This is a genomic window from Ligilactobacillus acidipiscis, assembly GCF_900116935.1.
Classification (GTDB): Bacteria; Bacillota; Bacilli; order Lactobacillales; family Lactobacillaceae; genus Ligilactobacillus; species Ligilactobacillus acidipiscis.
The window spans coordinates 842,825-869,110 of the sequence record NZ_LT630287.1 but is presented as its reverse complement, the minus strand read 5'-3'; the positions used below and the strand labels follow the sequence as shown (position 1 = coordinate 869,110).

The following is a 26,286-nucleotide window of genomic DNA, read 5'->3' as shown; positions in this document are numbered from 1 at the left end:
TTTTTCTTTGAGAGATCCATTCCCTCAAAACTGACTAACATTCATTTCTTGCTGCTTTTATCTGACCGAGCCCACACACGCGACTCGTTGGTTAAGTCCTCGACCGATTAGTAATGGTCCGCTCCATGCCTCACGGCACTTCCACTTCCATCCTATCTACCTGATCATCTCTCAGGGGTCTTACTTCCATAAAGGAATGGGAAATCTGATCTTGAGGCGAGTTTCGCACTTAGATGCTTTCAGCGTTTATCTCAGCCACACTTAGCTACCCAGCGCTGCCTTGGGCAAGACAACTGGTACACCAGCGGTGTGTCCATCCCGGTCCTCTCGTACTAAGGACAGATCCTCGCAAATTTCCTACGCCCGCGACGGATAGGGACCGAACTGTCTCACGACGTTCTGAACCCAGCTCGCGTACCGCTTTAATGGGCGAACAGCCCAACCCTTGGGACCGACTACAGCCCCAGGATGCGATGAGCCGACATCGAGGTGCCAAACCTCCCCGTCGATGTGGACTCTTGGGGGAGATAAGCCTGTTATCCCCAGGGTAGCTTTTATCCGTTGAGCGATGGCCCTTCCATACGGAACCACCGGATCACTAAGCCCGACTTTCGTCCCTGCTCGACTTGTAAGTCTCACAGTCAAGCTCCCTTCTGCCTTTACACTCTGCGAATGATTTCCAACCATTCTGAGGGAACCTTTGGGCGCCTCCGTTACCTTTTGGGAGGCGACCGCCCCAGTCAAACTGCCTACCAGACACTGTCTCCCGCCGGGATCAACCGGCGCGGGTTAGAGTGTTCATACAACGAGGGTAGTATCCCACCACTGCCTCCAACGAGACTAGCGTCCCGTTTTCTACGGCTCCTACCTATCCTGTACAAGTTGCACGAACACCCAATATCAAGCTACAGTAAAGCTCCATGGGGTCTTTCCGTCCTGTCGCGGGTAACCCGCATCTTCACGGGTATTATAATTTCACCGAGTCTCTCGTTGAGACAGTGCCCAGATCGTTACGCCTTTCGTGCGGGTCGGAACTTACCCGACAAGGAATTTCGCTACCTTAGGACCGTTATAGTTACGGCCGCCGTTTACTGGGGCTTCGATTCTGAGCTTCGCTTGCGCTAACTCATCCTCTTAACCTTCCAGCACCGGGCAGGCGTCAGCCCCTATACGTCATCTTACGATTTTGCAGAAACCTGTGTTTTTGATAAACAGTCGCCTGGGCCTATTCACTGCGGCTGGTCTGTCGACCAGCACCCCTTCTCCCGAAGTTACGGGGTCATTTTGCCGAGTTCCTTAACGAGAGTTCACTCGCTCACCTGAGGATACTCTCCTCGACTACCTGTGTCGGTTTGCGGTACGGGTGATCAGATCCTCGCTAGAAGCTTTTCTCGGCAGTGTGACATGACTTCCTTCGCTACTTAAATTTCGCTCCCCATCACAGCTCATCTACCACCAAAACAAGCCTTTCACTCGTTTTGCGACTCGCTGCTTGGACGTGCAATTCCAGCTGCACGCTCCGTTAGCCTCCTGCGTCCCTCCATTGCTCAAACAGATCTGATCAGTACAGGAATCTCCACCTGTTGTCCATCGCCTACGCCTTGCGGCCTCGGCTTAGGTCCCGACTAACCCTGGGAGGACGAGCCTTCCCCAGGAAACCTTAGTCATACGGTGGGTCAGATTCTCACTGACCTTGCGCTACTCATACCGGCATTCTCACTTCTAAGCGCTCCACCGGTCCTGACGGTCCGGCTTCTTCGCCCTTAGAACGCTCTCCTACCACCCGACCTGACGGTCGGATCCACAATTTCGGTAATGTGTTTAGCCCCGTTACATTTTCGGCGCAGGATCACTCGACTAGTGAGCTATTACGCACTCTTTGAATGGTGGCTGCTTCTGAGCCAACATCCTAGTTGTCTGTGCGATCCCACATCCTTTTCCACTTAACACATATTTAGGGACCTTAATTGGTGGTCTGGGCTGTTTCCCTTTCGACTACGGATCTTATCACTCGCAGTCTGACTCCCGGAACAAGATCAGTGGCATTCGGAGTTTATCTGAATTCAGTAACCCAAGACGGGCCCCTAGTCCAAACAGTGCTCTACCTCCACGATCCTTAACTTCCGAGGCTAGCCCTAAAGCTATTTCGGAGAGAACCAGCTATCTCCAAGTTCGTTTGGAATTTCACCGCTACCCACACCTCATCCCAGCATTTTTCAACATACACGGGTTCGGTCCTCCGGTGCGTTTTACCGCACTTTCAACCTGGACATGGGTAGGTCACTTGGTTTCGGGTCTACGTCAACGTACTCGTGCGCCCTGTTCAGACTCGCTTTCGCTGCGGCTCCGGTCTTTCCACCTTAACCTGGCACGTTAACGTAACTCGCCGGTTCATTCTACAAAAGGCACGCCATCACCCCTTAACGGGCTCTGACTACTTGTAGGCACATGGTTTCAGGAACTGTTTCACTCCCCTCCCGGGGTGCTTTTCACCTTTCCCTCACGGTACTGGTCCACTATCGGTCACTAGGTAGTATTTAGCCTTGGGAGATGGTCCTCCCGGATTCCGACGGAGTTTCACGTGCTCCGCCGTACTCAGGATCCTGGACTGAGGAAAAACTGTTTCGTCTACGGGGCTGTCACCCTTTCTAGCCGGCCTTCCCAGGCCGTTTGCTACAGTTTTTCTTGGTAACTCAAATGTCCAGTCCTACAACCCCAAGAAGCAAGCTTCTTGGTTTGGGCTGTTCCCCGTTCGCTCGCCGCTACTGAGGGAATCGAAATTTCTTTATTTTCCTGCAGGTACTTAGATGTTTCAGTTCCCTGCGTCTGTCTTCCACCGGCCTATGTATTCAGCCGGCGATAATAACTCGTTACAGTCATTGGGTTGCCCCATTCGGAGATCTCCGGGTCATTGCTTACTTACAGCTTCCCGAAGCATATCGCAGTTAGTCACGTCCTTCATCGACTCCTAGTGCCAAGGCATCCACCATGCGCCCTTCCTAACTTAACCTCTCATTTATCAAAGATAAATGGGTCATGAGTTTGCGTTTAATACTTAATAATTGAATTCTTGTTTGAAACTCTTTCAAACGCGGTGTTCTCGGTTTAATAAAATTATTGATCAAGAAATAAATGTTATTCAGTTTTCAAAGAACGGATCCATGATGACTAACGTCATCAATGGAGGTTAGCGGGATCGAACCGCTGACCTCCTGCTTGCAAAGCAGGTGCTCTCCCAGCTGAGCTAAACCCCCATTTTGAGAGTAGACCTCTCAAAACCAAACAAAGTTTCATGTAACAAATCGTGTGAGTTTCCGTAATTTTCCTTAGAAAGGAGGTGATCCAGCCGCAGGTTCTCCTACGGCTACCTTGTTACGACTTCACCCCAATCATCTGTCCCACCTTAGACGGCTGGCTCCAAAATGGTTACCGCACCGGCTTTGGGTGTTACAAACTCTCATGGTGTGACGGGCGGTGTGTACAAGGCCCGGGAACGTATTCACCGCGGCATGCTGATCCGCGATTACTAGCGATTCCGACTTCACGTAGGCGAGTTGCAGCCTACGATCCGAACTGAGAACGACTTTCAGAGATTAGCTAAACCTCGCGGTCTCGCGACTCGTTGTATCGTCCATTGTAGCACGTGTGTAGCCCAGGTCATAAGGGGCATGATGACTTGACGTCATCCCCACCTTCCTCCGGTTTGTCACCGGCAGTCTCGCCAGAGTGCCCAACTGAATGCTGGCAACTGACAATAAGGGTTGCGCTCGTTGCGGGACTTAACCCAACATCTCACGACACGAGCTGACGACAGCCATGCACCACCTGTCATTTTGTCCCCGAAGGGAATTCTGATCTCTCAGATGGTCAAAAGATGTCAAGACCTGGTAAGGTTCTTCGCGTTGCTTCGAATTAAACCACATGCTCCACCGCTTGTGCGGGCCCCCGTCAATTCCTTTGAGTTTCAATCTTGCGATCGTACTCCCCAGGCGGAATGCTTAGTGCGTTAGCTGCGGCACCGAAGGGCGGAAACCCTCCAACACCTAGCATTCATCGTTTACAGCGTGGACTACCAGGGTATCTAATCCTGTTCGCTCCCCACGCTTTCGAACCTCAGCGTCAGTTACAGACCAGAGAGCCGCTTTCGCCACTGGTGTTCTTCCATATATCTACGCATTTCACCGCTACACATGGAGTTCCACTCTCCTCTTCTGCACTCAAGTCTTCCAGTTTCCAATGCACTTCTCCGGTTAAGCCGAAGGCTTTCACATCAGACTTAAAAGACCGCCTGCGTTCCCTTTACGCCCAATAAATCCGGACAACGCTTGCCACCTACGTATTACCGCGGCTGCTGGCACGTAGTTAGCCGTGACTTGCTGGTCAGATACCGTCAGCGTCATAGCAGTTACTCTATCACGTGTTCTTCTCTGACAACAGTATTTTACGATCCGAAGACCTTCTTCATACACGCGGCGTTGCTCCATCAGACTTGCGTCCATTGTGGAAGATTCCCTACTGCTGCCTCCCGTAGGAGTTTGGGCCGTGTCTCAGTCCCAATGTGGCCGATCAACCTCTCAGTTCGGCTACGTATCATCACCTTGGTAAGCCGTTACCTTACCAACTAGTTAATACGCCGCGGGCTCATCCAAAAGCGACAGCTGACGCCGTCTTTGCCCGGCCGACCATGCGGTCAGCCGGTTGATGCGGTATTAGCACCTGTTTCCAAGTGTTATCCCCCACTTTTGGGCAGATTGCCCACGTGTTACTCACCCGTTCGCCACTCGCACTTTGACCGCTGAGTGCAAGCACTCATTAGTCAAAGATTGCGTTCGACTTGCATGTATTAGGCACGCCGCCAGCGTTCGTCCTGAGCCAGGATCAAACTCTCATTTTAAAGTTTGTGACTCATAAATTTTACTAGCGAATTGACTTCGCAAATGTTGTTTGCACTTATCGTTAAGATAAGCGACCTCACACATTTGATTTGTCGAAACTTTGTTCAGTTTTCAAAGATCTACTTGATTATTACTTGCTGTGTTGCCGAAATGATAACTTTATTAGTTTACCACGCTGAGCAAAAATGTCAACAATAATTTCAAAAAAATTTAATTGAATATTTACTGGGCGTGAAGAAAAATCAAAAACTTAATAACTAATCAATCAGCATATATAAATATACCGTTTCTCTTTGCCTTCGTCAAGACGTCTTTTAACAGACTAAATCATTCACTGATCAAAAAACCAAACTTAAGTTAAATATCACGGTCAATAATTCGTGTTAGAGTCTGATTCAATCAGTGTAACTACTTCTCACCAAATAAAAGTAAGTGGAATCACAAACATAAAAAAATTGGCTTTTATTTTAAACGATCTGAATAAAAACATAAATCAAGGTTCTATTTTTCCAAAAAAATACCGCTGATCATGAGAACGATCAACGATATTTTTTAAAATATGAATTTATTTGTTTTCTTCAGGTCTCAAAGTTGGGAACAAAAGAACATCACGAATAGAGTCCGCATCGGTCAGAAGCATAACCAAACGATCCATACCAATACCTAATCCACCAGTAGGAGGCATACCATACTCCATGGCTTCAAGATAATCTTCATCGATCCCCTCAGCTTCATCGTTACCTTCTGTCCGTTCTTTAGCTTGGGCTTCAAAACGTTGACGTTGATCAATTGGATCATTCAATTCAGTAAAAGCATTAGCATACTCATTACCTAAGATGAATAATTCAAACCGATCAGTAAATCTAGGATCATCTGCATTCTTCTTAGCAAGAGGCGAGATTTCGACCGGATGACCATAAACAAAGGTTGGATCAACGATATTATCTTCACAGAAATCTTCAAAGAATTGATTAATGATATGACCGACCTGCCAGTATGCTTCATAATGAACATTATTTTCATCGGCTAATTTACGTGCATCTTCTAATGACATTTCCTGCCAAAAATCGATACCAGTAACCTCTTTGATCATGTCTACCATATGCACACGACGGAAAGGTTTGTTAAAATCAACCTCATTGCCTTGATATGTTATTTTGTTATCGTCAGAAACAACTCGGCATGCAGCCTTAAAGATCCCTTCAGTTTCATTCATAACATCCGTAAAATCAAAATACGCAGCATAAGACTCAAGCATTGTAAATTCTGGATTATGCTTAGTATCAATACCTTCATTCCTAAACACGCGGCCAATTTCATAGACACGTTCCATACCGCCCACGATCAAACGCTTCAAATGTAATTCCAAAGCGATACGTAAGTAAAGCTCAATGTCTAGCGCATTATGATGAGTTTTAAAAGGTCTAGCAGAAGCGCCGCCAGCTTGGTTATGCAAAACAGGTGTTTCAACTTCTAAGAAACCTTCTGTATCCAAATAATTTCTAACAGCAGCAACGATTTGACTGCGGTGTACAAAACGATCATAACTTTCTCGATTAGTAATCAGATCCAAGTATCGCTGACGATAAATCTGTTCAACATTTTGTAAGCCATGATACTTATCAGGTAGTGGACGTAAAGCCTTAGACAAAAATGTTAACTTACTAACACGTAATGTCAGCTCCCCCATATCTGTCTTAATAACTTCTCCTGTAACACCTAAAAAGTCGCCCAAATCAGAACGTTTAAAAACATGGTAATTATCTTCACCTAAAATATCTTTACGGACATACAGCTGCATCTTACCTGTCCGGTCTTGTAAATCAGCAAAACCAACCTTGCCTTTTCCACGTTTAGCAACCATCCTGCCAGCAATCGTCGCTGTGACTCCCTGGTCATTTAATTCCTCTTTAGTAAGCCCTTCGTATTTTTGATGAAGATCCTCATTATATGAATCTCTATCAAATCTATGTCCAAAAGGCGCAATACCTTCATCACGTAACTCATCTACTTTTTGACGTCGAACTCTTAATTGGTCATTCATTGACTGTTGATTAGCCATCGATTACCCTCTCTTTCCACTTTTACATACAAAAATAGTATAGCACACCAACCTTTTAAATATAAACTAACTTATTGATCCTTTTGCGCGGTGGCTACTTCTTATTTTAATAATTTGCCATATCTTCTCAAATTTAGCGACTAAAATAATTATGCCTGTGCCTTTTTCTCTATTTCTAACAACTCTTCTTCTGAAAATTGATATTTTGTTCCACAAAACTGACAAACTGCTTCAGCACCGTGATCTTGTTCGATCATTTCATTAATTTGAGAACTAGGTACTGACGCAAGTATTTCGGCAAAACGTTCCTTGCTGCAATCACATTCAAACTTAACAGGCATCGTGTCCAAAACTTGCACATTTTCTTTACCTAAAATCTCATATAGCATTTCCTCAGGTGTTTTCCCTGCCTGCATCATTTTTGAAACCATCGGGATCTCGTTTAATCTTTGCTCCAAATGATCCAACACTTCATCACTAGCACCTGGCATTACTTGAATCATAAAACCGCCAGCTGTTTCTATCGAATTATCATTTTGAACAAAAACTGACAACCCAACGGCAGATGGGATCTGTTCGGATTTAGCCAGATAATAAGTAAAGTCTTCACCCAGTTCCCCCGAAACAAGCGGCACTTGCCCGGTAAAAGGCTCTTTTAAGCCCATGTCCTTAGTAACTGACATCATCCCCTGTGTGCCAACTGCCCCTTTAACATCAATTTTATGTTTGTCATTTAAAGGTAAATGAACATGAGGATGCTGCAAATAACCTTTCACTGTCCCATTTGCATTACCGTCCACCACGATCCCGCCAACAGGACCATTTCCTTGGATCTTAACAGTCAGCTTGTCATCCCCAGACAAAGAAGCAGAAGATAAAAGAGCTGTTCCGATCATACTTCGGCCCAATGCCGCAGAAGCAGCACTCCAAGTATCATGAACACGTTGTGCATACGCCACTGTATTTGTAGCATCTAATGCATACGCCCGCAACTGTCCATCATAAGCTAAACTTTTTACTAAATAATCACTCATGAAAATTCTCCTTTTTATATATAAATCAACAAAAAGCAGTATTACTCTAACGAAACAAATGAGACTACTGCCTATTTAAATTCCCTTGAAAAAATATACTTACAAATTGTAGCATATTAAGTTTTACAAATAAAAAGAAATAGCGAACAGTTTTGCTATTCACAAAAACCGTCCACTATTCTAAACTTACAAATTCAATTTAACTATCATTTTCATGATGATCATCTTCATGAGGATAGAAAGTCTCAGTTTGATCAGAAGATGAAGTTTGATCATCATTTTGACGATGTTCAGCCTTCTTTTCTGCTTCTTTACGTTCAAGAGCTTTCTTAGACTCTTCGAAAGTAGCAGCTTCCTTTTCACTAGGGAACTCATTGCTTTCATCGGATGGCATCTTTCCTGTATTATACAAACTCAGGATCTGCTTTTCATCCAATGTTTCGTATTGTAACAAAGCTTCAGCAATTGTCTTATGCTGCTCTCTGTGTTCCTCAATGATCTTCTTAGCTCTTTCCATCTGTTCATTTGAGATGCGAATAACTTCATCATCGATCACATTGGCTGTTTGACCGGAATAATTCGGTTGTCCAGCATATTGACCAGGAGTCATACCACTTTGTCCTTCATACTGAACAGGACCAAGTTTGTCACTCATACCATACTGAGCGACCATCGCGCGAGCCAACTGAGTAGCTTGCTGGAAGTCATTTGACGCACCAGATGACTGAACATGGAAGATAATTTCTTCGGCAGCACGGCCACCCATCAAACCAGCAATTTGATCTTCAGCATCTTTTTTCGATAACAAGCCCTGATCTTCCTTAGGCAACATGATAGCGTAACCGCCGGCACGTCCACGAGGAACGATAGTGACCTTATGGACCACACGAGCGTCATTTAAGACCAAACCAATGATCGTATGCCCAGCTTCATGGTAGGCAACAGTCTGACGTTCCTTCTTGTTAACAACTCGATCACGTTTAGCCGGCCCAGCGATCACACGATCTTCTGCTTCGTCTAAGTCACTAGCGTCAACGGCCTTTTTATTACGCCGTGCAGCTAACAAAGCAGCTTCATTCAGTAGGTTTTCCAAGTCAGCCCCTACGAAACCAGGAGTTTGTTTAGCAATCATCTTCAAGTCGACATCTTTAGCCAAAGGTTTGTTCTTAGCGTGAACTTTCAAAATTGCTTCACGTCCCTTGACGTCAGGACGGCCAACTAAGATTTTTCGATCAAAACGACCTGGACGAAGCAAAGCCGGATCCAAAACATCAGAACGGTTAGTAGCGGCCATAACAATAACGCCCTCGTCGCCTTGGAAACCATCCATTTCAACCAGCAATTGGTTCAAAGTTTGCTCACGTTCATCGTGACCGCCGCCCATACCGCTGCCACGTTGACGTCCAACAGCGTCGATTTCATCGATAAAGATGATAGAAGGAGCGTTCTTTTTGGCATTTTCAAAAAGATCACGTACACGACTTGCACCAACACCAACGAACATTTCAACGAAGTCAGAACCTGAGATCGAGAAGAAAGGAACCCCAGCTTCACCAGCAACAGCCTTAGCCAGCAAAGTTTTACCAGTACCAGGAGGTCCCTCTAGCAAAACACCTGAAGGGATCCGGGCACCCAGTGATAAGAACTTACGTGGATCACGCAAGAATTCAACAACTTCAACTAACTCCTGTTTTTCTTCCTCTTCACCAGCAACATCGGAGAAGCGAACCTTATTGTTCTTTTTCTCGACTGGCTTAGCCTTGGATTTACCAAAGTTCATTACTTTGCCATTGCCGCCGCCTTGACCAGCCTGACCGATCATCATATAGAAGAAGAAAATCATAAAGACTACCGGCAACAAGTAAACCAGTAACTGGATCCAAATACTACTCGACTCTTCTTCTTTGGCTCCATTTTTGACTTTATTTTTCTGCGCATATTTCTGTATTTGATCAACCGAGGAATCGTTAGTCAAAATATTAGTCGTAAATGACTTAACTTGAGGGGATTGAACACTGCCAAGACCATTAAAACTATTGGACTTATTTTTAGCCTGATGAGGTTTTTTATAAGTACCAGTGATTTTATAAGTGCTGCCAGATGGCTGCATCGTAAAATCTTTGACATTATCCTTCTGAAGTTGAGTTACGAACTGACTAGACTGGATCTGCTCTGTACTTGTATTCGATTTACTACCGAAGAAGTAGTACATCACACCCATTATTCCAAGGAAAATCACAATATAAAACAGACTATTTTTTAGTAGTCCATTTTTCTTGTTGTTCATATTTTTCCTCCTTAAGCCTTTTCAACGCGTCAAAAGACGGCCGTTGAAGTTATGATAACACATTTGACCTTATTTGACTATTATTGACGTTCAATTATCAGAATAAATTTTTGGTTTTAAAACACCGACATAAGGCAAGTTTCTGTAATGTCCTAAATAGTCCAAACCATAGCCGACCACAAATTCATTTGGAACTTCAAAACCAACGTAATCCGAAGTGACCCCTTCGACCCGCCGTTCTTTTTTATCAAGCAAAGTGCAGATCTTAACGGAATTGGCTTTTCGGTGTTCAAACAAATCGACCAGAGTCTGTAAGGTCCGCCCAGTATCGATAATGTCCTCAATTATCAAAACATTGCGTCCCTCAACAGAAACGTCAAGATCTTTGATGATCTTGACAGAGCCTGAAGAAACCTGAGCGTTACCATAACTAGAAACTGACATAAAGTCTAATTCACAGTATGTATCGATCTCACGTACAATATCAGACATGAACAAAATCGCACCCTTTAAAATACACACAACGAGTGGATTTTTATCAACGTAATCTTTTGTGATCTGTTGTCCTAACTTTTTTGCAACTTGCTGGATATCTTCTTTGCTATAAAGAATCTTTTCGATATCGTCATTCATGAAGCTACCTCTTTTCCCCGCTTATTTTCCTATAAATCACTATGTAATGAATTTTATCATTTACATCTTGTCGTGACAAATTTGATTTCTTGTGCCCTACTATCCACAAAACCTCATTATTTTCATTACCAACTACCCACACCTTTGCTCTTTGGTCAGCCGGCACTTTTCTATCGATCAAAATCTTTTTTACTTTTTGCTTGCCGATCGATGTGCACAACTTGTCGCCAAAAAGTCGATGGCGCACATCTAAAGGCAAAAATTCAGCAGTTATTTCTAAAACATCGTCATTTTCCGCCGTCAACGTCCCCGCGGGAAAAAGGCCTATTTTTTCATTTGGACTCAAGTCTACCCATTGTCCTAAAGTCAGTCTTTGTTTGAAAGTGCCAATTTCGTCTGGCTGAGCAACAGTTTTGACTCCAAATAAATGATAATTTTTATAAAAGACTTTTTGGCCTTTCACGTCTATTTTCCCTTGAGGACGTCGTTCATTTTCCAGCAGTTCGATCATTTCGTTTACCTGCCCCTCATTGATCTCACCTACTTGTTGTTCACAAATCAAGCGCAACGTGGCTTTCTTTTCAGCAACAGGCCACATAAGCCATGTTTCTGTTCGATAGCCCTCAGGAGTCGAAATATCAGTGATCAACTTGCTAAGACTACGTTTGGACACTGAGAATAATTCATTCAATTGCTGTTGATAAGAATTCAAATGTTCAAGAAAGTGCGGAGATTCCTGTTTAAGCAATGGGACGACCTCATGTCGAATTCTATTTCGCAAGAATTCATCTGAACTATTTGTTTGATCTTCGAAAAAAGTCAACTGCCGTTGATTAGCATATGCATACAAACTTTTTTTTGCAAAGAATAATAATGGTCTTGATAAATAACGATCACTCATAAAAGATCTCTGGAATTGAATCCCTTTTAATTGACTCAGATCACCACCACGGATGAGTTTCATCAAGAACGTTTCTGCTTGGTCGTCTGCATGATGCGCCGTCAGCAAATGTTTGATCCCGAAGCTTGTCATGATATCCGCAAAAAAGCGATAGCGAAAATGACGACCAGCTTCTTCGATCCCTGCAGATGGATGTGTGTGTTTAGGCCATTGAATTGTATGAAAATTCAGGTCATGATCTAAACAATATTGCCGCACATATTCTGTTTCTTGCACGCTTTCCGGACGCAGACAATGATCGACTGTTGCCACGTGGATCACCGGCCTGATCGAATAAGGCAGTTGCCCTAGCAAATCTAATAAGACCATAGAATCGACTCCACCAGACACGCCTACTAAAACTGCCTGTTGTCCGATGTTTAGCTGTTCCCAAATTTGTTTAAATTTTAAGTTTAAATCCATTTTTGTCACTCTCGCATAAGATAATTTGCTTTAAATTGATTCGCTAATTAATGAATTAGGAGGCACAACATAGTTCATCCAATGTTGTACCTCCTAAAATTACTATATAAAAACGAACTTAGCTGCGTCGACCGCCGCGCCCGCCTCGTTTTCCTTCAGTATTGCGTTTCAATGAAGTTAGTCGTTCATCGCTTTGTTTCATAAACCCAGCTAGTAAAGAATCAAAATCATCCTTTTTATGTGAGTCATTTTTATGAGAACTAAAACTCCTCTTTTTATTATTGTTATGACTTGGCCGATCATTGAAATTCTTGCCGCCATTATTGTGTGTATGGGGCTTAGAATTATGTTCATTTTGATGAGACTGATGGCCATGGTTCTGAGATGAGGCGGATGCCTTTCTAATCGAAAGTGCGATCTTGCCATCGTCAGAAATAGACAAGACCTTGACTGTCACCTCATCGCCAACTGAAAGAACATCGTGAATATCTTTGACGAACCCATCTGAGATCTCACTAATATGAACCAAACCATTTTTATGCTCACCTAGATCAACAAAGGCGCCAAAGTTTGTAATACCTGAAACTTTACCAGTTACTTTTGAACCTACTTCAATTGACATATAAAATTTTTGTTCCTCCTAAGAAAATGTCTACAACAAGTATACCACGACGTTCAGCTGAATTGTAAAAAAAATAAAAAGATACCATTCAACAGCATGAAAGTTCCGACCTTTACTAAATCATGGTTGAACAACCGATGCTCAGAGCGTCAATTATCGTTCGTCACACTTTTAGACCGGTCTTCAGGTAAATTGTAGATCGTTTCATGTTTCTTAGAATAAAAATAACGTTCTCTAATATATTTCTGCAGATATTCAGGATCTTTAAGCTGTTTGACCTGCAATTTGAGATCTGCATTTTGAGATTTTTGGCCAGTTAATTCTTTTTGTGCGGTCCTTGTCTGTGTGTTAATCTGACGTGCTTGGGTATAATTTTTCACGATCTGCACAGAACAAATAAGTGTTACTATCAAGGCAAACGCCACCAAAATATGCATGTGCCGACGGTGCTTTTTCTCAACTAAGTATTCTTGCTGTTTTTTATCATTGGAAGAGGTTTGCTGACGATAGTATTCGTTATTTAGGACCTTAACATTCGATTTTTTCTGCGCCATTAAAAGCGCCCCCTAAATTTACTGATAGTAAGTTTCCACGTTAGTCTGATTATATCAAGAACCGTAATAAAATTCTATTAAGTGCTATTAAATTAAAAAACTATTTCAAACTCACTCGTGCAAAGTGAGTTTGAAATAGCCTATTATAATATGCAGAATTTAAAAAAAGCAAACATTACATCCGATAATCCTCTTTATAATCTTCTGAAATTATTTCATATAATTCTTCTGCTTCATTCTTTTTTGTTGTATCTTTTAAATCCCTGACCTTAACGGTTAAAGTTTTATTGCCGAAATTAATCACCAAAGTATCACCAACTGCTACCTCACTTGACGACTTAGCTGTCTTACCATTGATCGAGATCCTCTTTTGATCAGAGATCTGCTTAGCAACCGGACGTCTTTTAATAATGCGGGCAACTTTTAAAAACTTATCCAATCTCATATTCTCACCTCATTTATTAGAAACAATAATACTACATTAACGTACTTTAAGCTTTGCTACTATTTTACTACCACCTGGAAGCGTTGCCCACTCTTCTTTAGTAAACAACTGACTTTTTATCGCTCCTGCGACAAATAAAAATACTCCTAATAAAACATCTGCTGGAACAATGACCAGCAAACTAAGACGCGTGGTTTCAAAAAACATTGAGCACGTAAAGCTTAGTAGCCAAATACCTGCGATCATCAGCAACGTGCAGCCTGTTAACCGCATTGCAAATTGTGCCAAGGATCTGGGCTGTTGTCGAACTGACTGGGGTAAAATCAAAACTAATACCAGCAAAGCAGCACCTAAGCTTAAAAGCGTACAAAGCGAAGCGCCGCTTATGCCATAATGTCTGACAAACCAACTGTTTAAGATGACTTTGATAAACAGTGCCGCTATAACAGCCACAAACGTGCCCCAAAAGTTATCTTCGCTTTGCAAAATAGAATTGTAAATACTGATCACAGAGATCAACGGCACACTTAAAACATAAATCTCTAACGTAAAACTTAACTTGGAGTCGCCAAATAATAAGGTGTTGATCTGCGGCATCAAGATCATCATTCCCGCGGCAGCTGCCACGGATAAAGCAACGCCCACATGCAGCATTGTTTTCGCGATCCGTTGGTATTCTTGAACCTTTTTACTTGCTAAAGCAGTAGTTAAGGACGGCAAGAGCGTCGAGGAAAAACTGATCGCGATCGTCATTCCTAATTGAACTAACGGTTGTCCGCGATCATAAATCCCCTTAGTATATTTAGCCAGCGAATCTTGCAAACCAAAATCTCTTAAGGAATTCATAACTGTAAACGAATCTACTAACTGTAACAGCACCATCAATGACGAAAACAAACAAATTATCAGACCATCCTTAAAAATAAGACGGGCAACAGCTCGATAGTTTATGCGACCAGCAGTGAAATCATGCTTTTGAAAAAAATATTTCCAAAAGCTTGTAAAAGTCAAAACTGCAATAGCACCGCCCGCCACAGAACCTAACATCGCAAAAGAACCTGTCTGATAAACAGACCATTTCATCTGCAGTGACAGTAATGCTACTCCAATTATCAATGCAACCCGTACAAATTGTTCACTGACCTGTGAAACAGCCGTCGGGATCATATTGAATATACCTTGGTAATATCCGCGCGCGATCGCCAAGAACGGCATCAGCAAAAACATCCATGAAACGCTGGAAATAAGCGGAGCCAACTGCGGATCCCCCATTGACCGGGCAATTTGTTTGGCCCCTACTTGTAAACCGAAAAAGAGCAGCACAGCCAACGACAATAAAATCAAAAACGCCGTTGAAACGACCCGCATTCTTTTTTCTTCATCATCTTCTTGTGCCACTAATTTGGAAATAAACATTGGGAAGCCATTTAAAGCAAAAGTCATGCCGATCCCATAAATCGGATATATTTGCTGATAAACATAGAAACCAGTATTGCCGACGATATTTTGAAATGGGATCCGATAAACAGCACTCAAAAATTTAGCGATCAGTGCTGAGATCGTCAAGATCAGTGCCCCATTCATCGTTTTTTTCATCTGCTCATTTTTCACTATTTTTCAACTGCTTTCTGAGCGGGAACATTCAATTCTTCCGCTAAGCTTTGAGTTAGTTTCTGTAATTGAACAACCACATCACTCATATTCATCTTAGGTTGAATTACTAAAGCGATCTTCATCTGCTTTTCACCGGGCTCCAAGGTTGCACTGAATTTTGTTTCAGCAACAGCCTTCAACAACTGTTTAGCAGCAAATTTTTGCGTAGCTGCGGCGTTTAACTCAATGACAATTTTTTTACCGTTCTGCTTAATGGAGTCGACCATCGCTTGATCAGCATACATTTTCAACAAACCAATATCTAATAATATTGCGACTTCTACAGGATACTCGCCAAAACGGTCGATCAGGTCATCTTGAACTTCAAGATACTCATCTTTAGATTGCAGTTGCCGTACACGTTTGTAAATTTCGATCTTCTGCCGAGGATCTTCTATATATGTTCCTGGCAGATACGCTTCCACATCCAAATTGATCTCAGTGTCAGTTTTTTCTTGGACTTTCTTACCACGTTTTCTAGCAACTGATTCGCTTAACATTTGCGTATACAGATCATAACCCACCGAATCGATAAAGCCATGCTGCTGCTTGCCTAAAATATTTCCCGCGCCTCTGATCGACAGATCTCGCATAGCGATCTTGAAACCAGAACCCAATTCCGTAAAATCTTTGATCGCTTCGAGTCTTTTTTCACTAACTTCGTTTAATATCTTGTCTTGTTGATACATAAAGTAAGAATAAGCAACCCGACTGGAGCGCCCGACTCGTCCACGCAACTGATACAATTGGGCTAAGCCCATCCGATCGGCATTCTCAACAAACAAAGTATTAGCATTAGGAATATCTACACCTGTTTCAATGATGGTCGTAGTAACCAAAACATCATATTCTCCGTTAATAAAATTGTAGAGGATACGCTCCATCTGATTTTCGCTCATTTGCCCATGAATATATGCAATTCTAGCATCAGGAACCAAAGCCTGTAGTTCATCGGCTACTTTTTCGATATCCATGACTCGATTATGCAAATAAAAGACTTGACCGCCACGTGACATTTCTCGTCTGATTGCATCAACTACTACACCATAATTTTGTTCCATCACGTAGGTTTGAATCGGATAGCGGTTCATCGGTGCTGTTTCGATCACTGAAAGGTCTCTAACACCAAGCATTGACATGTTAAGTGTCCGTGGGATCGGTGTCGCAGTCAAAGTCAAAACATCAACATTTGTTTTTAACTGTTTCAGTTTTTCTTTGTGTTTGACCCCAAAACGCTGTTCCTCATCCACGATCAGTAAGCCAAGATCGGCGAACTTCACATCTTTCGATAACAAGCGATGTGTCCCCACGAGGATATCACACATCCCTTCTCTTGCATCTTTTATGGTCAGATCAGATTGTTTTTTTGTTACAAACCGTGATAGTAGACCGATTTCTACAGGGAAACCTGTAAAACGTTCACCTAATGTCTCATAATGTTGCTGTGCTAAAACAGTGGTTGGCGCAAGAAAAGCAACCTGCTTTCCATCTTGGATCGCCTTAAAGGCTGCCCGCATTGCAACTTCAGTTTTTCCATAACCAACGTCACCGATCAATAGTCGGTCCATTGGTTTCTCTTTTTCCATGTCTCGTTTGATCTCGTCAGCACTCCGCAGCTGATCAGGAGTTTCCGTGTAAGGAAACGCATCTTCAAATTCTCTTTGATAGCTAGTATCTTTTGAAAAAGCAAAGCCCTTTTCAGCCTCTCTTTTAGCGTAAAGATCCACTAAGTCATCCGCAATATCCTCTATCTTGCCAGCTACACGCTTCTTAGTTTTAGTCCATTCACTACCGCCTAATTTATTGATATGCGGCGTTTTTGCCTCTGAAGAAACATATTTTTGCACTCGATCAAGCTGAGTGACTGGAATGAATAACTGTGCATCATTTTGATAGTCGATAGTCAAGTAATCTTGGTGTTTACCATCGACCTCCATAGTTTTCATGCCCATAAAACGTCCAATACCGTGATTTACATGAACAACATAGTCGCCCTTTTTCAAATCAGTATAGCTCTTTAAACGTTCCGTGTTTTTCATGGTTTGGCGCTTAGGCTGCTTTTTAGTCGCCTTAGCAAATAATTCATTTTCAGTCAGAACAACCAAATTGGCTTGGGGCAGTTCAAAACCGGCTCGTAACGAACCAGACACGACCTGGACCGTGTTTTCTTGCAAACTGTCAGCTTTAGTAATAATGCTTGGGATCTCAAAATCATCTAAAGTCTGTGAAATTTTGGCGATCCTTTCGTTATCTGGAATAAAAATAACAACCGTTTGCTCTTGTTTCTTCCACCGATCTGTTTCAGTCTTCAACATCGGCATTTGTCCAAAAAATTGCTGAACAGCACGTGCTTTAATATCCAGCAATTGATTAAAACGAAGATTACCCATCCCTTTTTGAAAAAGGGAGAGAAATATCTGTGGATGCTTGTCATTTTGTTCTCTAGTTCTAACATCCACTGCCAGCTGAGTGTTTGGCAAAACACTTTGATGTTTTAACCTATCCGTTAGCCATTCAGCATTTTGTTTTTCCAAATCATTTTCTTTGTCCAACAGCCGAGAATAGTCATCAAATATGACCAAACCCTCTGGCCTTAAATAATCTAGCAAACCGGTTTTTTCTGTCAAGATACCAGCAGCGAAAACATGATAAGTATCGCTTAAATTAGCTTTTTGGAGGTCGCTTACAACCTGCTCAAAGTTATCTGCTAACTGTTTTTTATCTTCAGGATCTTTGAGCTCTTTTAAATGCTTACGATAGTTTTTTTCAATTTTTTTGCCAGCTTTTTGAAGTGTATCCTTAAAAGCAATAAAATCAGTCGCGGGCAAAACTGTAGCGTGCTCAATATTCTTGATACTTCTTTGATCAGTTGAATCAAACAGCCGCAAAGAATCTATTTCTGTATCAAATAAATCGCAACGCAATGGATATTCTTCATTCAAACTATAAATATCTAAGATCGAGCCTCTTATCGCAAAATCTCCAGGCCGTTCAACCATCTTTTGCCGTGCATAACCCATCGTTGTTAAAAGACGGGCAATTTCTTCCAAATCAATGTCATTGCCGACTTTAAGTTCAAATTGGCTTTGCTTCCACACTTCCGGCGTAGGTAAAAAACGAGTTAATCCAGCAGTCGAGGTCACAATGATTGCCGGTTGGGGGTCGATCAAAGCGTTTAAAGCTAACACTCTTTGGCTTTTAAAATCTGGTGAACTCGTTGAGATCTCTTCGGCCATCATTTCATCCACCGGGAACAAAAAGACAGAGTCATCACCTAACAAACTGCCTAGATCATCAGCAACCTGTTGTGCATGATATAGATCATCCGTAACGACCACTTGTGTTTTCCTTTTTTCCAGAAAAAGTTCAGCCAACATTACTGTTTTTGCCGAACCATTAAGTCCCGTCAATAAATGATGACCACTAGTTAATTTTTCTTGCCATTTGTGATATTCGGGGATCTGTCCAAAAAGATCCATGATCTTCATTATCTAAGTTCCTCCTAATTAAAGCGATTCATAGTATTCATAAACGTATTCCCGGCTAACCAGTACTCGACCGCATCACAAGCTTGCGTAACAGCATCTTTCATTAAAGCTTGCTCAGTCACCGAGAAACGTGATAAAACCCAATTAACGACAGACATTTGCTGGGGATGGTCGATTCCGACCTTGATCCGTTTAAACGCTTGGGTATGCACATGAGCGATCACGCTTTTTATCCCATTATGTCCGCCAGCTGAACCCTTTTGGCGTAAACGTATCCGTCCGAGTTGCAGATCCATATCATCATGAATAATTATCAAATCTTCAACCTCGATCTTAAAATAGTCCAGCAAAGGGCCAACTGCTCGACCAGAGTCATTCATAAAAGTAGTTGGTTTTACCAACAAAACCTTTTCGTTACTAATAAAAGCTGTCGCGATCAAAGCTTCGCATTTTTCTTTATTGAAATCAACATTATAACGGTTCGCTAGTTCTTCAACAACTGAAAAGCCTACATTATGCCGTGTATTTTCATACTTCTTACCAATATTACCTAATCCAACGATCATTTTCATTTTTTTACATCCCTTATTTTCATATATTATCTTGTGCACAACATAACTTTAAAAGAATATACTTTAAAAACGTTTACAGCAATATTGTGCGACAAAAAACGGCCGAGGCTGCCACCTATCCCCAGCTGCTATGATATTCTCAAGAGCCTATTATATCATATTCTTTCATATACTATTGAAAAAAAGACTCTATTTTTTTGAAATTATTTATCACACTTTCAGAAAACATGTTATACTATGAATGTGTTAAAAATGTCACTTAATTGAGAAAGGACGATCTATTGTGTCAATTACACAAAATCATCAAAAAGTTATTTTAGTAGGAGATGGAGCTGTCGGTTCTAGTTATGCATATGCCATGGCCATTCAAGGCATTGCTGAAGAAATCGGGATCGTTGATGTCATCAAAGAACGTACCGAAGGTGATGCGTTAGACTTAGTTGATGCCACTGGCTACACATATCCTAAAAAGATTTATTCTGCCGAATATTCAGATTGCTCAGATGCTGACCTGGTTGTTATTACCGCTGGTGCTCCACAAAAACCAGGTGAAACACGTCTTGACTTGGTAAACAAGAACCTTAAAATTCTTTCAAGTATTGTTAAGCCAGTTGTTGATTCAGGTTTCTCAGGTATCTTTTTAGTTGCTGCCAACCCTGTTGACATCTTAACTTATGCTACTTGGAAATTCTCTGGTTTCCCAAAGGAACGAGTTTTAGGTTCAGGTACTTCTTTGGATACTGCACGCCTTCGTGTTGCAATGTCTGACTTAACAGGCATCAAGGATCCTCGTTCAATGCATGCTTATATCATGGGTGAACATGGTGATTCCGAATTTGCTGCTTATTCTTCTGCAACTATTGGTGGTGTCCCATTCTTAAATTGGGCCAACGAACATAATATTTCGCAAGACGAATTAGACAAGATGGAAGACGATGTTCGTAACAAAGCTTATACGATCATTCAAAAGAAAGGTGCTACCTTCTACGGTGTCGCAGCCGCTTTGGCACGTATCTCTCGTGCGATCTTACGTGATGAAGATACAGTTTTGCCTGTTTCTGTCTACATGGATGGTCAATACGGCTTAGACGATATCTATATCGGTACACCAGCCGTTGTTAATGCAAGTGGTGTTACTCATATTGTTGAAGTTCCACTCAGTAAAAAAGAACATGAACAAATGGCTTCTTCTGCCAAAACATTGAAACAAATCTTGTCAGATGGTTTAGATAACTTAAAGAAAAGCCAAGAAAAATAAACAATAATTAAACAACAGTGATCCAGATCCTTTGGATCATTGTTTTTTTACGCAAATTTTCGTCCTCTCTAACACCTGCATCGATAAATTAGCAAGTCATTAAAAACTAGTTTTTGATTTGTACTTCATAAATTTAAAGAACTTGTTTTTATAGTGTTTTAGTTTAACAATGTGTTATCATTAAATTATAATAAATCATTTTTCATAAAAGCGAGGAAATCATATGCTACTCAAAACTTTGATCAAACCAAAAAACGAATTAACTACAGTTCAAGAAGATTTTACCTTGCAACAAGCTTTAGACGTCCTAGAAGACTCTGGCTATCGTTGTGTTCCCATCTTGGACAAAAGTGGAAAAATTTTCCGGGGTAATATTTACAAAATGCATATTTATCGTCACAAATCTCGTGGCGGTGACATGGCTTTACCTGTCACGCACTTGCTAAAGAATGCATCAAAATTTATTTCACTTGACTCTGCTTTCTTCAGTGTCTTCTTTACTATCCGTGACCTGCCTTATATCACTGTGCTTGATGAAAAAAATAATTTTTATGGTATTCTCACACATAACAGACTTCTAGAAATGCTCTCACAATCATGGAATGTTAACATTGGCAGTTACGTTCTTACTGTTGTTTCCAGTGATGAACGGGGCGACTTAGTGGAAATGGCAAAAATCATCACTAAATACACTTCAATTTCAAGCTGTATCACTTTGGACGTTCAAGCTGGCGAACTGGTGCACCGGACGATGTTTACTCTCCCAGCCGATGTTTCTCACGACAAACTAGATAAGATCGTTGCCAATCTTGAGCGTAAGAATTTTAAGGTGCCGGAAATCGAAGATCTCCAGTCCTAATACTTTTTGTGATTGTCACTAACAACAACTACGAGTGCTAATTTATATTTACCAAATAAACACTCAGCCTCCTGAAAATGTTATCAGGGGGCTGCTTTTGATGCCCAAAAAGGCATTTTACTTTTTAATGATGCGGGTCTTCTGAGCACTTTCCCCCAATAAATAGAGGTTAAGATGGTTCTTTAGTGTGCAAAGTGCAATAACAGAAACATAATGATCAAAAATTCTACTCTACTATGTAAGACTTGGTTATTTAAGAGATTTAGAGTACGATCTTCTTGGGACATCATTTATACCTCGCTTTGATCGTAGCATATGAGGACAAATAATGTCTTTTTTTGTATAAAAATAGTGCTGATGAGATTCATCAACACTAAAATAAGAACCTATTTTTAGTCTTCAGACAAAACGACCTCTACCACTAAATCAACAAAGTCTCGCTTAGGATGAAATTCATCATGAATTATATAAGTGACCTTGACGACTTGCCACAATGCTTGACTGTCTCCAAGCATCAAATTATCACCGGCATGGGGAATAAATGGGAGCTCCACCATCATTTTACCGGACCCCTTCACGATCGGGGCATTAGAATTAATCTGAGTACGAAACATGACCTGCTCCTCCTTTTATTACTTTAGTCCATCTGGGTAACATAAACACTTAAAATACCCACCTGTATTCCAAATGGAGAGCATCAGTAAAAATATGTAATTCTGCGTTCACAATTTTAACGGAGCTTTTTTTTATGTACAACAGATAAGCCAACGCTGACTTTTAAAGCCTGATCAACTAATTCCATATTATGTGGGTCAAGATGCATAATTTTTTCACGTAAACGCTGTTTATCGATCGTTCTGACTTGTTCCAGCAAAACAACGGAATCTCTTTCTAAACCTGCTTTGGATTTTTTCAACCCAACATGCGTCGGCATTTTTGGTTTAGCGATCTTTGAAGTTATCGCAGCGATCACAACAGTCGGACTAAATTTATTGCCAATATTATTTTGAATGATCAAAACGGGCCTCATACCGCCTTGTTCCGAGCCAACGACCGGTGACAAGTCGGCGTAATAAATATCGCCACGTTTAATTTCTTTTTCGGACATGCACTGCCCCCTCTTCCCATACTACTTTATTATTAATATCAAAAATCAGAAAGATCAATTTCGCAAGATAAGAATTCATGGCAGATTTCTGCGTTCAACTCCGCCATTTCACTATAACCCGCTACTAGATCATATAAATCACTACGTTTTTTTAAAGCATACTCAAACACTGCTTGATCATTTAGCAAGGTTTGCGGTTCAATTGAAAAATAATCGCACATCATCCTGAGCTCTTGTTCGCTGAGTGCCCCGTCTGAAATTTCATTGTTATTATCTTGCATTACTCCCCACCACGATCCTTTATTTAAGTGCCTTAAATCTTACCACTAAAACACTAAAATTTAAACTATCTTGATCAATTATTCCTAATTATTCCACACATAAACACGCTCAATTCTTTCAGTCAAAGCACTGACTATCTCATAATGGATCGTATGTGCATAATTAGCGACATCTTGTGCAGTGATCGTATGACCATTGTTTGTCCCAATCAAAGTTACCTTGGTACCAAGTTTAAAATTTTGTGGCAGCCTGACCATGATTTGATCCATACAAACTTTACCGACTATCTCACAATAATTTCCAGCAACCAATACAGAAAAGCCTTGTAATTTCCGAGACCAGCCGTCCGCATAACCGATTGGGATCGTTCCGATCCATTCATCGTGTTTTGCCACATAAGTTTCACCATAGCTGATAGCAGCACCCGCCGAGACATGTTTGACTGCGACTAACTGACTAACCAACTCCATCGCAGGACGCAAAGTACCCGGCTCCGTTAATTGAGAACCAGATGGGTTTAATCCATACATCCCGATTCCATAACGAATAACATTGCCCGTTAGCTCTGAATGCCACATAGCTGTTGCGGTATTAGCAAAATGGACATAACGCGGCTTAGGTGAAACAACTTGCAGCATTTCATTTAAGAGTGCGACCTGTTTGTTAAAGTAAGAGGTTTCTTTTGAGTCCGCACTTGCAAAATGCGTAAAAATCCCCTCAAAAACAAATTGTTTAGTAAGCTGTCCTAAAAGAGCCACGACACTTTTCACTTCATCAGCAAAACGAAAGCCGATCCGCCCCATGCCTGTGTCCAACGCTAAATGCACTTTTAAACGTAAACCTGCTTGCTTTAAAACTGGCGCCGCTTCTCTCAGAAACGATTCATCACCAACGGCCACAGACAGATCATTTTGTGCCATTATCACAGCTTCTATTGGACTATTGACTCCCAATATCAGGATAGGCTCAGTAAAACCAGCTTGTCGTAACGCCAGCCCTTCGTCGATGACGGCAACACAAAAACCGTTAGCTCCTGCTTGTTTTGCTGCTCTTGCAACTTGGATCAACCCGTGCCCATATGCATTTGCTTTTACTACAGCAAAGAGATCTTGTCCCTCTTTTAAACGTGCTTTTTCTTCCGCCACATTATGATAGATAGCACCTAAATCAATCACTGCCTTAGTTTCCCGATGTCTGCCTACGACCATAATTCCACCAAACGCTCCTTATCTTTCCAGTACCACTTCAGTCAATACCAATTTTGCTGTATGTGAAATGGACACTAAGCAATTGACGTCTTCGCCTAAAGGCTGAATGACTATTTGCGGCTGACCAGAATCTTCATTTAAAATTTCAATATCTTGAAAAGATAGATGGGAACCGATCCCTGTTCCATAGGCTTTACTGTAAGCTTCCTTAGCAGAGTAACGCCCACCTAAAAACTCAAGTTGTCTTCTTTGTGAGAGAGTTCCATAAAACTGTAATTCATTGGGAGTCAAAACTCGTCTCGCAAAATGACTGCTTCTTTCTTGAGCCCGTTTGATCCTCGAAAGATCAGTTATATCAACACCCAATCCAACTATCACCACTCGACCTCCATCTAAAACAAAGCTTTTCTCTATTCTATCAAATAATCGCGGTGATGTTTAGTAACAATCAGAAATAATATACATTTAATTAATAACATAAAGAAAGCAAGCAATTTTTAGGTTCTATAATATTTGGTACTGATAGAAAAATCTTCTCTCAGTACCAATTTTGTTTTATGATAAAAAAATAGAGATGAAGACACACTTCATCTCAAAGAAACAATCCCTACACTGAAAGGAATGTCCTACATGAAGAATTGTACACTGGATCTATTGGGAATTAAAGACTCACACCTGGAATTTGATCCAAAATATAAGAATAAAGTGATAGCTGCAGGATTTTACCAACATAAAAAAGTCCGCAAGATCCATTTGCGGCAATCTTATCCTTGTGCTTGCCCAGTTTGTGGTCAAAAAATGCGCTACAACGGTTTTAAAACCGTTGAGATGCTCGGTTTGCCTTCGGGTGGGATCACAAATGTTTTTTCGATCCGCAAACAAAAATATCTCTGCCCGGCTTCAGCTGCCTGCCCTAAAACTATTACAAAACTTGCGGAGATCAAGGACGTCAAGGCTAACGACCAAATCTCACAAGCCGTTAAATATCAGGCTATTTCTAAATTAGACCAGAATATCTCACAAAAAGATATTGCCGCTGATTTTGGGATCTCTGGAATGACAGTGATGCGCTTTGCGCAAGAGCTCTCAACTTACTTAAGGCCCAATCATCATTTCTTACCGCAAAATATCGCTTTTGACGACTTTAAAGCGGGCAACTTTTCTAGTAGCGGCATGAGTATCATTGTCATGGACATTGCGACACGCCGCACGTTAGATATCGTGCGTTCTCGGCATAATACATACTTACGAAGTTACTTTTTACAATATGACCGTCAAGCTCGCTGGGCAGTCCAAACGGTCACAGTTGATCTGTACTCGCCTTATCGATCCTTGATCCATGAGATCTTTCCGCAAGCGCTGATCATTGCCGACCGCTTCCATGTCGTAACCCAAGCTTATCGGGCCTTAAACTTAGTTCGGACACAAACCATGAAACAGGCGGGACAGGGTTCGCACAACGCACGTGCTTTGAAACATTATTGGAAATCGTTAACTAAAGACTCGACCAAACTTGATTTTAAAACCTATCGTAAAAGCAGAAACTTTCGTAATATGCAGTTATGTGAACAGGATATTGTGGAGCGTTTATTAAACATGTCCTCCGCTTTGCGACAAGCTTACGTTTATTATCAAACACTTTTACAAGCTGTCCATCAGCGAGATCCAAGGCTCTTAGAAAGTCTAACACGTTCAGCTGCAGGCATGCCTGAGCCCATCAAAAAAACTAATCGTACCTTGCGTAAACATCTACAAGAAATCAAGAACAGCTTTCAGACGACCTTTTCTAATGGACCCGTGGAAGGAACAAACAACAAGATCAAAGCCATTAAAAAGACTGCTTACGGTTTCCGGAACTTTGAAAACTTCCGTTTACGTCTTCTCATCGAATTAAAGAATAGTTATGTCAGTTTGAATTTTCATAGTCACAATCGGGTAGGAGATAGTTCACACTATCGACCTC

At 41.6% G+C, this 26,286-nt stretch carries 18 protein-coding genes, 1 tRNA gene, 2 rRNA genes and 1 pseudogene; 3 read left to right on the top strand and 19 right to left on the bottom strand.

What is annotated here, in order from left to right:
- Positions 1–87 precede the first annotated feature (87 nt).
- From BQ5903_RS03855 to pth, 14 genes are all read right to left on the bottom strand, one after another.
- Positions 88–3,010 (bottom strand): 23S ribosomal RNA (locus BQ5903_RS03855).
- 171 nt (positions 3,011–3,181) lie between these two features.
- Positions 3,182–3,254, bottom strand: a tRNA-Ala gene (locus BQ5903_RS03850).
- Between the two features lie 76 nt (positions 3,255–3,330).
- Positions 3,331–4,894 (bottom strand): 16S ribosomal RNA (locus tag BQ5903_RS03845).
- Together the 16S and 23S rRNA genes with 1 tRNA gene alongside form the textbook arrangement of a ribosomal RNA operon.
- Before the next feature lie 566 nt (positions 4,895–5,460).
- Positions 5,461–6,957: a lysine--tRNA ligase gene (lysS, locus tag BQ5903_RS03840; RefSeq protein WP_010499609.1), complete on the bottom strand. Its 1,497-nt coding sequence runs from the start codon at positions 6,955–6,957 to the stop codon at positions 5,461–5,463.
- Positions 6,958–7,106: 149 nt separating this feature from the next.
- The gene (hslO, locus tag BQ5903_RS03835) at positions 7,107–7,991 is read right to left on the bottom strand and encodes an Hsp33 family molecular chaperone HslO (protein WP_010499610.1); all 885 of its coding nucleotides are present in this window, start codon (positions 7,989–7,991) and stop codon (positions 7,107–7,109) included.
- A 199-nt stretch (positions 7,992–8,190) separates the two neighbouring features.
- Positions 8,191–10,278, bottom strand: a complete 2,088-nt coding sequence (gene ftsH, locus BQ5903_RS03830; protein WP_010499612.1) for an ATP-dependent zinc metalloprotease FtsH — start codon at positions 10,276–10,278, stop codon at positions 8,191–8,193.
- Positions 10,279–10,368: 90 nt separating this feature from the next.
- On the bottom strand, positions 10,369–10,911 hold the full coding sequence (gene hpt / locus BQ5903_RS03825; protein WP_010499613.1) for a hypoxanthine phosphoribosyltransferase: 543 nt from the start codon (positions 10,909–10,911) through the stop codon (positions 10,369–10,371).
- A 4-nt stretch (positions 10,912–10,915) separates the two neighbouring features.
- Positions 10,916–12,274 carry a tRNA lysidine(34) synthetase TilS gene (gene tilS, locus BQ5903_RS03820; RefSeq protein WP_056988162.1) on the bottom strand — a complete coding sequence of 453 codons (1,359 nt, stop codon included), beginning with the start codon at positions 12,272–12,274 and terminating at the stop codon, positions 10,916–10,918.
- 118 nt (positions 12,275–12,392) lie between these two features.
- A complete protein-coding gene (locus BQ5903_RS03815) occupies positions 12,393–12,896 on the bottom strand; it encodes a S1 domain-containing RNA-binding protein (protein WP_056988161.1) in 504 nt (167 codons plus the stop codon).
- Positions 12,897–13,045: 149 nt separating this feature from the next.
- The gene (locus tag BQ5903_RS03810) at positions 13,046–13,450 is read right to left on the bottom strand and encodes an FtsB family cell division protein (protein ID WP_010499622.1); all 405 of its coding nucleotides are present in this window, start codon (positions 13,448–13,450) and stop codon (positions 13,046–13,048) included.
- A 175-nt stretch (positions 13,451–13,625) separates the two neighbouring features.
- Positions 13,626–13,895, bottom strand: coding sequence for an RNA-binding S4 domain-containing protein (locus BQ5903_RS03805; protein ID WP_010499623.1), 270 nt, complete (start codon positions 13,893–13,895; stop codon positions 13,626–13,628).
- A gap of 36 nt (positions 13,896–13,931) precedes the next feature.
- Positions 13,932–15,491 (bottom strand): putative polysaccharide biosynthesis protein, encoded by a 1,560-nt coding sequence (locus tag BQ5903_RS03800; RefSeq protein WP_231920917.1) that lies wholly within the window; start codon positions 15,489–15,491, stop codon positions 13,932–13,934.
- Between the two features lie 14 nt (positions 15,492–15,505).
- On the bottom strand, positions 15,506–19,036 hold the full coding sequence (gene mfd, locus BQ5903_RS03795) for a transcription-repair coupling factor (protein WP_010499628.1): 3,531 nt from the start codon (positions 19,034–19,036) through the stop codon (positions 15,506–15,508).
- 14 nt (positions 19,037–19,050) lie between these two features.
- Positions 19,051–19,608 carry an aminoacyl-tRNA hydrolase gene (gene pth / locus BQ5903_RS03790; protein WP_010499630.1) on the bottom strand — a complete coding sequence of 186 codons (558 nt, stop codon included), beginning with the start codon at positions 19,606–19,608 and terminating at the stop codon, positions 19,051–19,053.
- 283 nt (positions 19,609–19,891) lie between these two features.
- On the opposite strand from pth, the gene BQ5903_RS03785 reads away from it, so the two are divergent.
- Both BQ5903_RS03785 and cbpA read left to right on the top strand, forming a co-directional pair.
- A complete protein-coding gene (locus BQ5903_RS03785) occupies positions 19,892–20,866 on the top strand; it encodes an L-lactate dehydrogenase (RefSeq protein ID WP_056972137.1) in 975 nt (324 codons plus the stop codon).
- 223 nt (positions 20,867–21,089) lie between these two features.
- Positions 21,090–21,725, top strand: coding sequence for a cyclic di-AMP binding protein CbpA (gene cbpA / locus BQ5903_RS03780; protein WP_010499634.1), 636 nt, complete (start codon positions 21,090–21,092; stop codon positions 21,723–21,725).
- Positions 21,726–22,117: 392 nt separating this feature from the next.
- On the opposite strand, the gene BQ5903_RS03775 is transcribed toward cbpA, so the two are convergent.
- The 5 genes from BQ5903_RS03775 to acpS all read right to left on the bottom strand — a co-directional run bounded on the left by BQ5903_RS03775 (position 22,118) and on the right by acpS (position 24,701).
- Positions 22,118–22,339 carry a hypothetical protein gene (locus BQ5903_RS03775; protein WP_010499636.1) on the bottom strand — a complete coding sequence of 74 codons (222 nt, stop codon included), beginning with the start codon at positions 22,337–22,339 and terminating at the stop codon, positions 22,118–22,120.
- 116 nt (positions 22,340–22,455) lie between these two features.
- The gene (locus tag BQ5903_RS03770; protein WP_010499638.1) at positions 22,456–22,833 is read right to left on the bottom strand and encodes a type II toxin-antitoxin system PemK/MazF family toxin; all 378 of its coding nucleotides are present in this window, start codon (positions 22,831–22,833) and stop codon (positions 22,456–22,458) included.
- A 38-nt stretch (positions 22,834–22,871) separates the two neighbouring features.
- Positions 22,872–23,114, bottom strand: coding sequence for a hypothetical protein (locus BQ5903_RS03765; protein ID WP_010499641.1), 243 nt, complete (start codon positions 23,112–23,114; stop codon positions 22,872–22,874).
- 84 nt (positions 23,115–23,198) lie between these two features.
- Positions 23,199–24,323, bottom strand: a complete 1,125-nt coding sequence (gene alr, locus BQ5903_RS03760) for an alanine racemase (RefSeq protein WP_010499643.1) — start codon at positions 24,321–24,323, stop codon at positions 23,199–23,201.
- 18 nt (positions 24,324–24,341) lie between these two features.
- Positions 24,342–24,701: a holo-ACP synthase gene (gene acpS, locus BQ5903_RS03755; RefSeq protein WP_010499646.1), complete on the bottom strand. Its 360-nt coding sequence runs from the start codon at positions 24,699–24,701 to the stop codon at positions 24,342–24,344.
- 252 nt (positions 24,702–24,953) lie between these two features.
- Here acpS and BQ5903_RS03750 point away from each other — a divergent pair.
- Positions 24,954–26,252: pseudogene (locus BQ5903_RS03750) on the top strand (ISL3 family transposase); the annotation flags it as partial.
- Positions 26,253–26,286 lie beyond the last annotated feature (34 nt).

Bases quoted from the DNA above. Each gene is read 5' to 3' on its own strand.
- BQ5903_RS03770 (WP_010499638.1), bottom strand. From the start codon at position 22,833: ATGTCCGAAAAAGAAATTAAACGTGGCGATATTTATTACGCCGACTTG.
- BQ5903_RS03800 (WP_231920917.1), bottom strand. From the start codon at position 15,491: ATGAAAAAAACGATGAATGGGGCACTGATCTTGACGATCTCAGCACTG.
- hslO (WP_010499610.1), bottom strand. From the start codon at position 7,991: ATGAGTGATTATTTAGTAAAAAGTTTAGCTTATGATGGACAGTTGCGG.
- ftsH (WP_010499612.1), bottom strand. From the start codon at position 10,278: ATGAACAACAAGAAAAATGGACTACTAAAAAATAGTCTGTTTTATATT.
- BQ5903_RS03805 (WP_010499623.1), bottom strand. From the start codon at position 13,895: ATGAGATTGGATAAGTTTTTAAAAGTTGCCCGCATTATTAAAAGACGT.
- BQ5903_RS03810 (WP_010499622.1), bottom strand. From the start codon at position 13,450: ATGGCGCAGAAAAAATCGAATGTTAAGGTCCTAAATAACGAATACTAT.
- BQ5903_RS03815 (WP_056988161.1), bottom strand. From the start codon at position 12,896: ATGTCAATTGAAGTAGGTTCAAAAGTAACTGGTAAAGTTTCAGGTATT.
- BQ5903_RS03765 (WP_010499641.1), bottom strand. From the start codon at position 23,114: ATGCAAGATAATAACAATGAAATTTCAGACGGGGCACTCAGCGAACAA.
- lysS (WP_010499609.1), bottom strand. From the start codon at position 6,957: ATGGCTAATCAACAGTCAATGAATGACCAATTAAGAGTTCGACGTCAA.
- alr (WP_010499643.1), bottom strand. From the start codon at position 24,323: ATGGTCGTAGGCAGACATCGGGAAACTAAGGCAGTGATTGATTTAGGT.
- tilS (WP_056988162.1), bottom strand. From the start codon at position 12,274: ATGGATTTAAACTTAAAATTTAAACAAATTTGGGAACAGCTAAACATC.
- mfd (WP_010499628.1), bottom strand. From the start codon at position 19,036: ATGAAGATCATGGATCTTTTTGGACAGATCCCCGAATATCACAAATGG.
- cbpA (WP_010499634.1), top strand. From the start codon at position 21,090: ATGCTACTCAAAACTTTGATCAAACCAAAAAACGAATTAACTACAGTT.
- hpt (WP_010499613.1), bottom strand. From the start codon at position 10,911: ATGAATGACGATATCGAAAAGATTCTTTATAGCAAAGAAGATATCCAG.
- BQ5903_RS03775 (WP_010499636.1), bottom strand. From the start codon at position 22,339: ATGTTTCGTACTCAGATTAATTCTAATGCCCCGATCGTGAAGGGGTCC.
- pth (WP_010499630.1), bottom strand. From the start codon at position 19,608: ATGAAAATGATCGTTGGATTAGGTAATATTGGTAAGAAGTATGAAAAT.